The following is a 13948-nucleotide window of genomic DNA, read 5'->3' as shown; positions in this document are numbered from 1 at the left end:
GCGCCGGAGCCTACGGATCGAGCTCGGTATCCCAGTATAAATAGTCGAGCCAGCTGTCGTGCAGATAGTTCGGCGGAAATAATCGCCCGTTGCGGTGGAGCTGGTGCACGGTCGGCGCAAACGGGGTCTGCCGCGGAAACATCCGCGCCTGCTGCGGCGTCAAATTGCCCTTGCGCAGGTTGCAGGGCGAACAGGCCGCGACCACGTTTTCCCAGGTGGTCTGGCCGCCCTTGCTGCGTGGAATGATGTGGTCGAACGTCAGGTCGTCATGCGCGTGGCAATACTGGCAGGCGAAGCGGTCGCGCAGGAAGACGTTAAACCGGGTGAAGGCAGGATGCGTCGTCGGCTTGACGAAGGACTTCAGCGACACCACGCTTGGAAGCTGGATCTCGAAGGTCGGGCTGCGCACGGCGCGATCGTAGTGCTCGACGATGTTGACGCGATCGAGGAACACCGCCTTGATCGCGTCCTGCCACGACCAGAGAGACAGCGGGTAGTAGCTCAGCGGCCGGAAATCCGCGTTCAGCACCAGTACCGGCCAACCGCCCTGCGAGACATGTGCGTTCAAGTAACGCTCCTGACTCCTATGTTAGCTGCGAAGCAGCATGCTCGTTGCATACTACAGTCAGCGTGACGGGATTGTGAAGAGCGTTCCGGGGCTTATCCAGCAGAGCGCAGGCGTGGCGTGAGGCCATTTCGATGGAATCGGCTTCGAATCCCCGTGTCTCGGATGCAAGCCGTTCATGGGCGATCCCGCGCGACAGCGCGGGATCGCGCTCAGGCCCGGACCCTCTCCAGCTTTTGCAGGCAGCGGCTGACGGCGACTTCAGGCGGCATCGGCGTATCCGGAAAGCTGGTCTTCCAGTCGGTGACGCCGACCTCGCCGAGATAGATGTCGCCCCTGGAATCCATCGCGATTCCATGCGGGGCGAGGAACTTGCCCGCCTCCAGCCCCGGCCCGTTCTCGCCGCCGAGCCGGGCGATGCGCTTGCCGCCGGCGTCCACGATCGACAGCCGCGGGCCGAGATTGGGCACCTTGCGATTGACCGCCATGCCGGGGCCGAGCTCGCCGATGATGAAGGTCGAGGCCATGCCGCTGCCGCAGCGGCACAGCGCGCAGGGCCGGTGCAGATTGTTCCACTGCGTCTGGTATTTGCCGTTGCCGTCGAACACCTGGACGCGATGATTTTCGCGGTCGGCGACATAGACATATCCGTCGGCGTCGGTTGCGATGTTGTGCACGATGTTGAACTGGCCGGGATCGGTGCCGGGCTCGCCCCAGGTCTTGAGCAATTTCCCATCCGGAGAGTATTTATGGACGCAGGCATTGCCGTAGCCATCCGAGACGTAAATCTCGCCCTGTGGTGACAGCGCCGTATGGGTGCAGCGGTGAAACGGCTCGCCGCTCATGAACGGCGCGGGCTTGTTCGGGATACCGATCGTCAACAGCACCTTGCCGTCGGTCGAGCACTTGCGCACGGTATGGTCGCCGTCATCGGTGCAATAGAGATTGTCGTCGGCATCGATGTGTAGGCCGTGGGCGCGGTTGAACAGGCCTTCACCCCAGCTGCGCAGGAAATTGCCCTCGCGGTCGAGCACGATCATCGGATGGGCGCCGCGGTTGAAGACGTAGACACGGTCCTTGCTGTCAACCGCCACCGAAGCGGCATCGGTCAGGCTCCAGCCGTCAGGCAGCTTGGCGAAATTCTCCACCACGCGGTAACGGTGCTCGCCCGAGCCGAGAATGGTCGGCATCTGTGTCTTCCTTTCTGTTCGTCACTCCGGGGCGACGCGAGCGTCGAACCATGGTGCGCAATTGCGCACCTGAGAATCTCGAGATTCCGGGTCTGCGCTTCGCGCATCCCGGAATGACGGTGTGTGAAATCACCCAATCGCCGCCCGCGGCCCGACGTCGCGCGGCAACAGGCCTTCCTCGATCGCCTTGATCTGCAGCGCCAGATGCTTGGAGCCGATGCGGCATTGCGCGAGGCCGCCGGCGATCAACCACAGGCCGGGCTGGCCGGTGCGGGTGTACATGTTGCGCAGTTCCTGTTCCTCGCCGAAGCCCCAGATCGTGCCGACCCGCGCCTCGATCGCCTCGCCGAACAGCTTGCGCACCAGTTGTTCCTGGCGCTTGTAGCCGGTTGCCAGCACCACGAGGTCGGCGGCAATGGTTTCGCCGCCCTTCATCATGGCGCCCCCGGGCGCGAATTTCTCGATATCGGAGAATTGCCGGAGCGCGATGTCGCCTTTGACGATCAGGTCGGAGCAGCCGACGTTGAAATAATAGCCGCCGCCGCGGGTCAGGTACTTGAACTGCCAGCCGGTGTTGTCCTCGCCGAAATCGAGCTTGAAGCCGACGCGCGCCAGGCCCTCCAGTAACTCGGTGTCGAGCGCCTTGGATTTCTCCGCCGTCAGCGCGTGGCTTTTGCGCGCGAGCTTGAGCGGCATCGAGGTTGCGATCAGGTCATTATCCTCCAGCGTGCCTTCATTATAGGGCGCATAGACCAGTTGCGCCGATGGTTCGATGCTGACGACCAGCGTGGAGGAGCGCTGGAACATGGTGACGGCAGCGCCGCTGGAATGCAAGTCCTGCGCGATGTCGTGGCCGCTGTTGCCGGTGCCGACCACGATCGCGCGCTTGCCCTTCCAGTTCTCGCCGTCGTCATACTGGCTCGAATGCAGCACCTTGCCGCCGAAATCCTTCAGGCCCGCAATGTCAGGCACGCTCGGTATGCCGCTGACCCCGGTCGCCAGCACGACATGGCGCGGATGCATGACGCGCTTGCTGCCGTCGGCGCGGCGCAGCATCACCGTCCAGCGGCCTTGCTGCTCGTCGTAGCTGCCGCCCTCGAACTCGGTCTCGGTCCAGAAGTTCAGCTCCATCGCCTCGACATAGGCCTCAAACCAGTTGGCGAGCTTGTCCTTGGGGATATAGGTCGGCCAGTTCGGCGGGAAATGCAGGTAGGGCAGGTGGTTGACCTGGACTTGATTATGCAGCGTCAGCGCATGGTAGCGCTTGCGCCAGTTGTCGCCGATGCGCTGTTCGCGGTCGACGATCAGGGTATCGACGTTCAACTGCTTCAGGCGTGCGGCGATGCAAAGCCCGGATTGGCCGCCGCCGATGACGAGGACGGTCGGGTCGCGGTCGGCATAGGCGGCGGATTGCTTGCGCAGGTCGAGCCAGTTGGGGCCGCGGAAATCGCGTGAATAGGCGTTGCCGCGCGGCCGCTGGACGCCAAGCTGCTCCTCAAAGCCTTTCAGCTCGCCAAGCTCGGTCAGCAGCGTCCAGGCCTTGAGGCGATTGCCGTCGTCCGGGTCCGGAATAAGCCGGAGAACGCCGCTGCCACGCCCGACCATTGTCTCGAATTTGAAGATCGCCTCGACCGCATCGGTGCCCGCGCGCATCACCTTGCGCGGCTGGGCGCGATCGGGGTCGATCGCAAAGCCCGAGGGCGTCGCGCGTCGGGCCAGCGGCGGCAGCGCGTTGAGGATCGCGTCGGCGCCGTTCAGTGTCTGGATGTTCCAGCTCAGTGCCAGAACGTCGCGCCAGTAGCTGTCGGGGTGAAACAGCGCCTTCAGCGCGCCGCCGTCCGGCTTGGCCAGTGCCTCCTCGAACCGGTTAAGCCAATCGTCGGCGGCTACCGAAATGTCGTCCGTCCTGTCGAGCATGCGCGTTCCCATCATCGGCCGTCTGTGCGGCGCGTTCCCCGGTGAACCTATACCCAATCGGGAGGACGCAGAAAGGGGCGCGACGGGATGCCGGCTATTCCGATAAGGGCAGGTCGGCACCCGCCGGCGGCGCGTTTTGGTTCCAGACATCCCATAGGCAACGATTGATCGAACGAAATCACCCTGCAAGCACGCCTTCGCGCTTTTTCATCACCCGGTAATAACTCCACCACAGATGCGCCGCGGCGCCGCGATAGGGTCGCCACGGCTCCGCCAGCGGCGCCATCTGTTTCGGCGTCGGGCGCGTTTTCAGGCCGAGCCCGATCTTCACCGCTTCCTGCACCGCGAGGTCGCCGGCCGGCCAGGCGTCGCCGTGCCTCAGGCAGAACAGCAGATAGATATCGGCGGTCCAGGGACCGATGCCGTGCAGCGCGATCAGCGTGTTGTGGGCGGCATCGGCATCCTCGTTCGCGAGAACGTCGAGATTGAGCCGTTCGGCAGTGATCTCGCGCGCCAGGGTCTTCAGCGTCTTGATCTTGGCGGCCGAAAGCCCGAGGCGGCCGAGCCGGTCGGCCCGCGCTTTCCGGATGGCGTGATGGTCGAACGGATCGAACGCCGCACTGACCCGTCCCCAGATCGCGGCCGCGCTCGCGGTGGATACTTGCTGACCGCAAACGATGTGCGCAAGCCCGGCAAAACCCGGCTCGCGCTGTCGCAGCGCCGGCATACCCGTCAGCGCGAGGATCGGCTTGAGCCGCGGGTCCTGCTTGACCAGGACGCGGATGGCCTCTTCGAGGTCGTCCTGGGTGTTGAGGTGGATGAGCATTGCGGCATAAAACGACCATGTCCCGCGGAAGAGATCAATGCCGCCACCCGTTTTCCGATTCGCGCCGAGCCCGAACGGCTATTTGCATCTCGGCCACGCCTATTCGGCGCTGCTGAATGTCGACCTGGCGCGGCGGGTGGGCGGAAAGTTGCTGTTGCGGATCGAGGATATCGACGCGACGCGTTGCCGTCCGGAATTCGAGGCGGCCATCTACGAAGACCTGGCCTGGCTCGGGATCGGCTGGGAAAAGCCGGTGCGGCGGCAATCGGAGCATTTTGCGCGCTACCTTGAGGCCGTCGACGCGCTGTCGGCGCGCGGCCTGATCTATCCGGCCTTCGAGAGCCGCGCCGAGATCGCCGCTCTCGTCGCGGAAAGGGAGCGCGCAGCGCCCTGGCCGCGCGATCCCGACGGGACCCCGCTGTATCCGGGTATGGCTAAATCGCTCGCGCCGGCGGCGCGAAGGCGCCTGCTCGAGCAGGGCGTGCCCTACGCATTGCGGCTCGACATGGCGGCGGCCTGCGAGGGTGCGCAAGACCTTGCCTGGACCGAGCGCGGCGAGGGGCCCGGCGGCGAAACCGGCAACGTTGCCGCGCGGCCGCAGGCCTGGGGCGACGTCATCCTGGCCCGCAAGGAGACGCCGACCAGCTATCATTTGGCGGTGGTAATCGACGACTCCTTGCAGGGCGTCACCGATGTGGTGCGGGGCCGGGACCTGTTCTGGTCGAGCAGCGTGCACCGGCTGCTGCAGCACCTGCTGGGATTGCCGCAACCGGCTTATCGGCACCATCCGCTCGTGACGGACGCGTCCGGCCAAAAGCTTTCCAAGTCGACCGACGCCACCGCCCTGCGCGAATTGCGCCGGCAGGGCGCCACGCCAGCCGACATCCGGCGCCTGGTCGGTTTGCCGGAAGGGCCCCCGTAGTTTCCGCTGGGGGTTGCCGCAAACGTCTCCGTGACTCCGGCCGTCGCGGCGTGTCATGCTGGCGACGCGCGGGGTAAGGAGGATTATGTCGCCAAGGCAGCGCTCTAGGCGCGTCACACGGCCGGTCAAGACGCGGCTCACGAAAAAACGCGTCTCCGGCGCGGCTGCGCAGACGCGTGGCCGGCGCAAATCCTCAGTCGTCGCGCCCGGCATGGTCGAGGCCGCGCTCGCCGCCTTTGCGCACGAGGTTCGCACGCCGCTGACAGGCATCCTGGCGATCAGCAACCTCCTGGCGACCTCCGATCTCGATGAGCGGGAACGGCGTTGGGTCGACACCATCAGGGCAGGCGCGGAGCATCTGGCGAGCCTTGCGACCCTGTTTGTCGACGCCGCCCGAAGCGGCGGTCCCGGGCTAAAGGTGCGGCAGGACTTCTTCGACCTGCGGACACTCGCGCGTAACGCCGGCGATTCGCTGACCGGCCGCGCTGCGGCCAAGGGCCTGGAGGCGTCGGTCGATATTTCCGGACGACTTCCGGCATTTGCGATCGGCGACCCGGTCCGGCTTCGCGCCGCGCTGGAGAACCTGATCGACAATGCGGTCAAATTTACCGACCAGGGCAGCGTGGCACTGCTGGTCACGCCGCTGCGCAGCACCAAGGGCAAGATCGCCGTGGCATTCGCGGTCTCCGACAGCGGCATCGGCCTCACGCTCAATGAGGTCAAGCGCCTGTTCCGTCGCTTCTCTCAGGCCAATGTCTCCATCGCTTCACGCTTCGGCGGCGCCGGGCTCGGATTGGCCTCGGTCAAACAGCTCGCGCGCGCGATGGGCGGCGACATCCTCGTGACCCAGCGCAAGGGCGGCGGCACCACCTTTACGCTCAAGGCCGTGATGGCCTCCGCAGAAGACACGCTGACCGTTTCGTCACGCACGGTGGACGATGCGCCGTCGGTCTCGCAGCAATCGCTGCGACTGCTGAGCGTCGAAGACAATCCGTTCGGGCGGGTGGTGCTCAATGCGATCCTGACCGAACTCGGCCACCAGACCGAGTTCATCGGCCAGGGCGAGGCCGCGCCGCAGCGGATCGCCCAAGGCGCGTTCGACGCGGTGCTGATGGACATGGTGCTGCCGGGGATCGACGGCATCGAGGCCATCCGGCGCATTCGCGCGCTGGCTCCGCCGCTCGGCGGCATCGCGATCATCGGCGTATCGGGGCGCGGCGACGACGAGGCGGCATCGCGCGACGCCGGCGCCGACGCCTTTCTGGTCAAACCTGTGTCTCCGCGTGCGCTAGCGACTGCGCTGCTTGAAGCGACACGCCGGAGGGTAGCCGCGACTTGATGATCGCCGCGTTCAGTTCGCCGCCATAGACGAAGATCGCGGCGATGAAATACAGAAACACCAGCGCGATGATCACCGATGCGAGCCCGGCGTACATCGTGACGTAATTGTTGGCGAACCGCGCCAGATACTGGCCGAATACGACGCCCGAGAGCATCGACGCGACCATGGTGAAGATGATGCCGGGCAGAATCTGCAGAAAGCTGCGACGGCCGGCCGGCAGCCAGGTGTGCAGGATGATGAGCGCGACGATCAGCGCCGCGACGGTGATGCCGTAACGGGCGACGTTGAGGACGCTCTCGTTGGTTTCGACGAAGAACGGAATGTGACGCCGCGCCGATTCGAGCAGGAGCGGGCCGAGCACGATCAGGAACGCCATCGCCAGCGCGGTGAAGGCGGCGACCAGCGTATAGCCGATCGACTCCAGCCGCAGCCAGTACCAGCTTCGCACTTCGATCACAGAATAGGCGCGGTTGAGCGCGACGCGCAGGGCTTCGACGCCGTTCGACGCGAAATAGACCGCCAGCACCGCGCCGATGGTCAGCACGTCGCTGCGGGTCGTGGTCAGCACGTCGTGGATCTCCCCCGACAGCGCATCCGCCACCTGTTTGGGCCAGACCTGCAGCAGCAACTCGGCGGCCTGGTCGGCGAGTTCCTTGGAGCCGGCAAAACCGGCCAGCGAGGTCAGCACGATCAGGAACGGAAACAGCGCCATCAAGGTCGACAGCGCGATGTGGCTGGCGATCGCCCAGCCGTCATCGGCGAGAAACGTATAAAACGCGTCCATTGCGACGTGGTAGACGTAGCGAAGCTGCTTCACATACCACCTCAAGCTCGCGAACGGCGGTTCGATCCGAAACCCCTTGAGCTTCGGACATTATCGGTCAAAAAGCCAGATCGGCGAGCCATTGTGAACGTGTGGAAGTTGACCTTTTGCGGTGTTATGTAGCACCCATGGCATCCTTCCTCAGTACGATCGTTCTGCCCATCGCGGTCGCGGCCGTGGCGCTGGTCCTGCTGCTCGGCCTCGTCAACATGATGCGTGGCGGCTCGCCCAGTCGTTCGCAGAATCTGATGCGGCTGCGGGTCTTGCTGCAGTTTGTCGCCGTCGTCATCGCCATGGTCGCCGTCTGGGCGATCGGCAAGTAAAGTCCGGAAAGAAGGAATCGCGAATGGTCGTGCTCAACCGCATCTACACCAGGACCGGCGACGACGGCACCACCGCGCTCGGCAGCGGCGAGCGCCGTCCGAAGTACGATCTGCGGATCGCCGCCTATGGCACCGTGGATGAAACCAACGCCGCTATCGGCGTGGTGCGGCTGCACCTCGGCGCGGCGCGCGAACTCGATGCGATGCTGGGCCGGATCCAGAACGACCTGTTCGATCTCGGCGCCGACCTGGCGATGCCCCAGCGCGACGGCAAGGCGGAGCGGCTGCGGATGCTGTCGAGCCAGGTCGAGCGGCTCGAACGCGACATCGATGGTTTGAACGAGCAGCTTTCGCCGTTGACCTCGTTCGTGCTTCCGGGCGGCACCCCCGCCGCGGCCTACCTGCACCTGGCCCGCACCATATGCCGCCGGGCGGAGCGGATCATGGTGGAACTCGCCGCCCGCCCCGACGAACCTGTCAATGCGGCGGCCATTCACTATATGAACCGCCTGTCCGATCTCCTGTTCGTCGCCAGCCGCGCGGTAAACGACAACGGGGCCGGCGATGTGCTTTGGGTGCCGGGCCAGAATCGCTAGGCTGTCTCTCCATGGGCCGATTTTTGGCCCTGGCGCGTTGACCGCCGATGGCGGGACCTTTAGGTTCCGCGCCCAAGCCAATTAACCCGGAATTGAAGTGAAAGTGGATCGATGAAGGTTCTTGTGCCGGTCAAGCGGGTGGTCGACTACAACGTCAAGGTTCGCGTCAAGAGCGACGGGACGGGCGTGGAACTCGCCAACGTCAAGATGTCGATGAATCCGTTCGACGAAATCGCCGTCGAGGAAGCGCTGCGGCTCAAGGAAGCCGGCAAGGCGACCGAGGTGGTGGTGGTGTCGATTGGCCCGGCGCAGGCCTCGGAGACGATCCGGACCGGTCTGGCGATGGGCGCCGATCGCGGCATCCTGGTCAAGGCCGAAGGCCATGTCGAGCCGCTGGCGGTCGCCAAGATTCTCAAGGCCGTGGTGGATCAGGAGAAGCCTGGCCTCGTCATTCTGGGCAAGCAGGCGATCGACGACGATTCGAACCAGACCGGCCAGATGCTGGCGGCCTTACTCGGCTGGTCGCAGGCGACCTTCGCCTCCAAGGTCGAGGTCGACGGCGCCGATTTCAAGATCACGCGCGAGGTCGATGGCGGCCTGCAGACCGTGAAGCTGAAGGGACCGGCGATCGTCACCACCGACCTGCGGCTGAACGAGCCGCGTTACGCCTCGCTGCCCAACATCATGAAGGCGAAGAAGAAGCCGATCGACGACAAGAGCGCGGCGGACTACGGCGTCGATCTCACGCCGCATCTCGAAGTGCTGAAGACGACGGAACCGCCCGGCCGCAAGGGTGGCGTCAAGGTCAAGGACGTCGCCGAACTGGTATCCAAACTCAAGACCGAAGCCGGGGTTCTCTGATGACGACGCTGCTGATCGCCGAACACGACAACGTCTCGATCAAGGACGTCACCAACAAGGCGCTGACGGCGGCCGCCGCACTCGGCGCCGACGTGCATGTGCTGGTCGCCGGTGAAAACGCCAAGGCGGCGGCTGATGCCGCAGCCCGGCTTGCCGGCGTCAAGAAGGTGCTGCTGGTCGACAACGCCGCCTACGCCCACGACCTCGCCGAACCGCTGGCCGCGCTGATCGTTGCGCTGGCGCCGTCCTATGACGCGTTCGTCGCGCCGGCGACCTCGCGCTTCAAGAACGTGATGCCGCGCGTCGCCGCCCTGCTTGACGTGATGCAGGTGTCGGAGATCATCAAGGTGATTTCGCCGGACACCTTCGAACGGCCGATCTATGCCGGCAACGCCATCCAGACGGTGAAGTCCAGGGACGCCAAGAAGGTGATCACGGTGCGGACCTCGACCTTCGCCGCGGCCGGTGACGGCGGCAGCGCTCCGGTCGAGAACGCGGCCGCAGCCGCCGACCCCGGCCTCTCCAGCTTCGTCGGCGAGGAAGTCGCCAAGAGCGATCGTCCCGAACTGACGTCGGCCAAAATCATCGTCTCCGGCGGCCGCGCGATGCAGAGCCGCGAGAATTTCGCCAAGTATATCGAGCCGTTGGCCGACCGGCTGGGCGCCGGCGTCGGCGCCTCGCGCGCCGCGGTCGACGCCGGCTATGCGCCGAACGACTGGCAGGTCGGCCAGACCGGCAAGGTGGTCGCGCCCGAACTCTATGTCGCGATCGGAATCTCGGGTGCTATCCAGCATCTCGCCGGCATGAAGGATTCCAAGGTGATCGTTGCGATCAACAAGGATGAAGACGCGCCGATCTTCCAGGTTGCCGATTACGGCCTTGTGGCGGACCTCTATCAGGCGGTTCCTGAACTGACCGAAGCGCTCGGCAAACTCGGCAAGTAGTCACGGCGGACAACGGCCGGAACGTGAACGTGGATGACAAGATGGCGGTGACAATCAAGAAGGTCGGCGTGATCGGCTCGGGCCAGATGGGCAACGGCATCGCGCATGTGGCGGCGCTGGCCGGCCTCGACGTGGTGCTCAACGATGTATCGGACGACCGGCTGAAATCGGCGATGGCGACCATCAACGGCAATCTGTCGCGCCAGGTCGCCAAGAAGGCGATCACCGAGGGTGCGCGCAAGCAGGCGCTCGACCGGATCTCCTCCACCGTGGCGCTCGACGGATTGTCGGATTGCGATCTCGTGATCGAGACCGCGGTCGAAAAGGAAGAGGTCAAGCGCAAGATCTTTCACGATCTCTGCACGGTGCTGAAGCCGGAAGCGATCATCGCCTCCAACACCTCGTCGATCTCGATCACGCGGCTTGCCGCCTCGACTGACCGGCCCGAGCGCTTCATCGGCATTCACTTCATGAATCCGGTGCCGCTGATGGAGCTGGTCGAACTGATCCGCGGCATCGCCACCGATGATGTCACCTTCGATACCGCCAAGGAGTTCGTCACCCGGCTCGGCAAGCACATCGCAGTCTCGGAGGATTTCCCGGCCTTCATCGTCAACCGCATCCTGCTGCCGATGATCAACGAGGCGATCTACACGCTCTACGAGGGCGTCGGCAATGTCGAGGCGATCGACGCGGCGATGAAGCTCGGCGCCCACCATCCGATGGGACCGCTGGAACTGGCCGATTTCATCGGTCTCGACACCTGCCTGTCGATCATGCAGGTGCTGCACGAGGGATTGGCCGATTCCAAGTACCGCCCGTGCCCGCTGCTGGTGAAGTATGTCGAGGCCGGCTGGCTCGGCCGCAAGACCCAGCGCGGCTTCTACGATTACCGCGGCGACAAGCCGGTCCCGACGCGTTAGGCGCGGCGTTGGCGTCATCTGTTGGGGGTACTGAGCAAGCGTACCCACCATTTCCTGAATCGAAACGAGTAGACGGTGGGTACGACGCGCTGTGCATGCGACACCAATTCTCAAATCGATGGCGAATTCACGATCTCCAGCATTCGTTAACCATCGCCGGGTAGGCTCCGCGCGTTAGGAGTCGAGCGAATGGACATGATGGCTATGGTATCGAGCCTGCTCGCCATGAAGGCGGGCGGCGTGCAGCAGCAAGTCGCGGCGACGATCCTGAAATCCAATGCGGACGCGGAGAAGTTCGCGGTCCAGACCCTGCTCGGCGGCCCGGCCGCGCCGTCATCGGCCAATCTCGCGCCCGGGGTTGGCGGCAATCTCGATATCGCGGCGTAGGTCTATTCTCCCGTCATTTCAGGATTCCGGGTTCGCGCGAAGACGCGCGCCCCGGAATGACGATTCCTAGACTAGGGCTGCACCGCTGCCTTGATCAGCTTGATGGCGTCGTCGCTGGCCCATTCGGCGGGGCCGGCGAGGTTGGCGATCTCGCAGCCCTGGCCGTCCACCAGCACCGAGGTCGGCATCCCCAGCGCCTTGCCAACGCTCTTAAGATCCTGAAAAACCTTGGCTTTTGAATCGGCGAAATATGCGAGCCGGGTCAGATTGGCCTCTTTCAGGAAGGTTCGCGGCTTGTCGGGATCGCGGGTGTCGATATTGATCGCGACCACCTCGAACGCCTTGCCGCCGAGCTGCGCCTGCAGGCTGTCGAGCGCCGGCATTTCCTTGCGACAGGGCACGCACCAGGTGGCCCACAGGTTCACCAGCACGGTCTTTCCGCGCCAGTCCGAGAGCTTTCTGGGCTTGCCCTCGGCGTCTTCAAAGGCAAGGTCCGGGAGCCGCATCGGGCTTGTCGCCATGGTCAGCGCGGCCACCTCGCCATGGGCCAGCGGCGCGAGCTTGCGGGCCAGTTCGACTGCCCCGCTGCAGGCGGAATCGCCGCCCGGCCCGCGCTTGAAGCCGCCGAAGCCGTAGAAGGCGGCAAATCCGGCCAGCGCCAGGGCCGCCGCCGCGCCAATGGCGATCGGGATCCGGCGGTTGGCGGCCGGGAGGGGCGGGGGCGTGTCGGGCATATCGTTTGTCATCCTGTATCGGATACGGCTATGCAGGGCGCATGTTACGGTCGGGGTTCGGTCGCGAAGGGCCCGGCGTTTCGCTGGATCCGACGTTAAATGGCAGGGCGCGAGAAGTCATGAGCAACAAGATGTGGGGCGGTCGTTTCACCGGGCGGCCCGACGCGATCATGGAGGAAATCAACGTCTCGATCGACGTTGACCGCCACCTCTACGCCCAGGACATCGCCGCGTCCAAGGCCCACGCCGCGATGCTGTCGGCGCAAGGCATCATCACCGCGAGTGATGCGAAAAATATCGGCAAGGGTCTAGACACGATTTTGTCAGAGATCGACAACGGCGCGTTCGATTTCAAGCGCGCGCTCGAAGACATCCATATGAACGTCGAGAGCAGGCTGTCCGAATTGATCGGGCCGGCCGCTGGGCGCCTCCACACCGCCCGTTCCCGCAACGACCAGGTGGCGACCGATTTCCGGCTTTATGTGCGCGACGAGATCGACGAGATCGACGCGGCGCTATCAGCGTTCCAGCAGGCGCTGGTGACGCGGGCGCTGGAACATGCCGCGACCGTGATGCCGGGCTTCACCCATCTGCAGACCGCCCAGCCGGTGACGCTCGGGCATCATCTGCTCGCCTATGTCGAAATGGCCGCGCGCGACCGCGGCCGCTTTGCCGATGCCCGCCGGCGGCTGAACGAATCGCCGCTGGGCGCTGCGGCGCTGGCGGGAACCTCGTTTCCGATCGACCGGGCGGCGACCGCCAAGGCGCTCGGCTTCGACCGGCCGATGGCCAATTCGCTCGACGCGGTCTCGGACCGCGACTTCGTGCTGGAGGCGCTGTCGGCGGCGTCGATCGCGTCCGTGCATTTGTCGCGCTTCGCCGAGGAGCTCGTGCTCTGGACCTCGCCGCTGGTGGGCCTGGTGCGGCTCTCCGACAAGTTCACCACCGGCTCCTCGATCATGCCGCAGAAGCGCAATCCGGACGCCGCCGAACTGGTGCGCGCCAAGACCGGGCGGGTGATCGGCGCGCTCACCGCGCTGCTGATCGTGATGAAGGGGCTGCCGCTCGCCTATCAAAAGGACATGCAGGAGGACAAGCAGGGCGCAATGGAGGCGTTCGGTGCGCTGTCGCTGGCGATTCGCGCCATGACCGGCATGGTGCTGGACCTCGTGCCCGACGAGGCGCGGATGAAGCAGGCGGCCGGCGAGGGCTACGCCACCGCCACCGATCTGGCCGACTGGCTGGTGCGGACGCTGAAAATGCCGTTCCGCGACGCCCATCACGTCACCGGCCGCATCGTCGCTTTGGCGTCGAAACAGGGCGTGGCGCTGCATGAGCTGCCGCTGCAGGCGATGCAGGAGGTCGAGCCCAAGATTACCGCCGACGCCTTGCGCGGGCTTTCGGTGGAGGCTTCGGTCAGGAGCCGGACCAGCTATGGCGGCACCGCGCCAAAGAACGTGCTGGCGCAGGCAAAGGCCTGGGCCAGACGGCTGGAAAAAGCGCGAAAAAGACCCTGAGAGATAATTTTCGCTGCAATTTCATGGTTATCCCGCGGCCATCAGCACTCGCCAGAGCGCGGCAATCTTTGTATGGTG

General features: G+C 64.9%; 15 protein-coding genes. 9 read left to right on the top strand and 6 right to left on the bottom strand.

The features are described 5' to 3' along the window. Positions 1-10 precede the first annotated feature (10 nt). The 4 genes from Q0D31_RS12650 to Q0D31_RS12635 all read right to left on the bottom strand — a co-directional run bounded on the left by Q0D31_RS12650 (position 11) and on the right by Q0D31_RS12635 (position 4498). On the bottom strand, positions 11-568 hold the full coding sequence (locus tag Q0D31_RS12650) for an HNH endonuclease (protein ID WP_291850844.1): 558 nt from the start codon (positions 566-568) through the stop codon (positions 11-13). Positions 569-777: 209 nt separating this feature from the next. Then, entirely contained in the window at positions 778-1755 is a 978-nt protein-coding gene (locus tag Q0D31_RS12645) for a peptidyl-alpha-hydroxyglycine alpha-amidating lyase family protein (protein WP_291850840.1), read from the bottom strand. 129 nt (positions 1756-1884) lie between these two features. Further along, positions 1885-3672 (bottom strand): NAD(P)/FAD-dependent oxidoreductase, encoded by a 1788-nt coding sequence (locus tag Q0D31_RS12640; RefSeq protein ID WP_291850837.1) that lies wholly within the window; start codon positions 3670-3672, stop codon positions 1885-1887. A 178-nt stretch (positions 3673-3850) separates the two neighbouring features. Continuing rightward, entirely contained in the window at positions 3851-4498 is a 648-nt protein-coding gene (locus Q0D31_RS12635; protein WP_291850834.1) for a DNA-3-methyladenine glycosylase 2 family protein, read from the bottom strand. A gap of 37 nt (positions 4499-4535) precedes the next feature. Between Q0D31_RS12635 and gluQRS the strand changes: the two genes are divergently transcribed. Next, the gene (gene gluQRS, locus Q0D31_RS12630; RefSeq protein WP_291850831.1) at positions 4536-5420 is read left to right on the top strand and encodes a tRNA glutamyl-Q(34) synthetase GluQRS; all 885 of its coding nucleotides are present in this window, start codon (positions 4536-4538) and stop codon (positions 5418-5420) included. 85 nt (positions 5421-5505) lie between these two features. After that, complete coding sequence (locus Q0D31_RS12625) at positions 5506-6759, top strand: ATP-binding protein (RefSeq protein ID WP_291850828.1); 1254 nt, start codon at positions 5506-5508, stop codon at positions 6757-6759. Here the strand turns inward: Q0D31_RS12625 and Q0D31_RS12620 are convergent. Further along, entirely contained in the window at positions 6686-7579 is an 894-nt protein-coding gene (locus Q0D31_RS12620) for a YihY/virulence factor BrkB family protein (RefSeq protein WP_291850825.1), read from the bottom strand. The two genes, Q0D31_RS12625 and Q0D31_RS12620, sit on opposite strands and share 74 nt — an antisense overlap. A 134-nt stretch (positions 7580-7713) precedes the next feature. Here Q0D31_RS12620 and Q0D31_RS12615 point away from each other — a divergent pair, with 134 nt between their 5' ends. The 6 genes from Q0D31_RS12615 to Q0D31_RS12590 all read left to right on the top strand — a co-directional run bounded on the left by Q0D31_RS12615 (position 7714) and on the right by Q0D31_RS12590 (position 11619). Further along, positions 7714-7908, top strand: a complete 195-nt coding sequence (locus tag Q0D31_RS12615) for a twin transmembrane helix small protein (RefSeq protein ID WP_291850821.1) — start codon at positions 7714-7716, stop codon at positions 7906-7908. Between the two features lie 23 nt (positions 7909-7931). Next, complete coding sequence (locus Q0D31_RS12610; RefSeq protein WP_291850818.1) at positions 7932-8504, top strand: cob(I)yrinic acid a,c-diamide adenosyltransferase; 573 nt, start codon at positions 7932-7934, stop codon at positions 8502-8504. A 111-nt stretch (positions 8505-8615) separates the two neighbouring features. Then, complete coding sequence (locus Q0D31_RS12605) at positions 8616-9365, top strand: electron transfer flavoprotein subunit beta/FixA family protein (RefSeq protein WP_291850815.1); 750 nt, start codon at positions 8616-8618, stop codon at positions 9363-9365. Continuing rightward, entirely contained in the window at positions 9365-10309 is a 945-nt protein-coding gene (locus Q0D31_RS12600) for an FAD-binding protein (protein ID WP_291850812.1), read from the top strand. Before Q0D31_RS12605 ends, Q0D31_RS12600 begins: the two co-directional genes overlap by 1 nt. Positions 10310-10350: 41 nt before the next feature. Continuing rightward, positions 10351-11232 (top strand): 3-hydroxybutyryl-CoA dehydrogenase, encoded by an 882-nt coding sequence (locus Q0D31_RS12595; protein WP_291851392.1) that lies wholly within the window; start codon positions 10351-10353, stop codon positions 11230-11232. A gap of 189 nt (positions 11233-11421) precedes the next feature. After that, a complete protein-coding gene (locus Q0D31_RS12590; protein WP_291850809.1) occupies positions 11422-11619 on the top strand; it encodes a putative motility protein in 198 nt (65 codons plus the stop codon). 71 nt (positions 11620-11690) lie between these two features. On the opposite strand, the gene Q0D31_RS12585 is transcribed toward Q0D31_RS12590, so the two are convergent. Beyond that, positions 11691-12353, bottom strand: coding sequence for a TlpA disulfide reductase family protein (locus Q0D31_RS12585; RefSeq protein WP_291850806.1), 663 nt, complete (start codon positions 12351-12353; stop codon positions 11691-11693). 119 nt (positions 12354-12472) lie between these two features. On the opposite strand from Q0D31_RS12585, the gene argH reads away from it, so the two are divergent. Continuing rightward, positions 12473-13870, top strand: a complete 1398-nt coding sequence (argH, locus tag Q0D31_RS12580; protein ID WP_291850803.1) for an argininosuccinate lyase — start codon at positions 12473-12475, stop codon at positions 13868-13870. The last annotated feature ends 78 nt before the right edge of the window (positions 13871-13948 follow it).

This window comes from Bradyrhizobium sp., from assembly GCF_022844465.1.
Taxonomy (GTDB): domain Bacteria; phylum Pseudomonadota; class Alphaproteobacteria; order Rhizobiales; family Xanthobacteraceae; genus Bradyrhizobium.
Note: the sequence above shows the minus strand (reverse complement) of the source record. Positions and strands in the feature narration are given on the sequence as shown.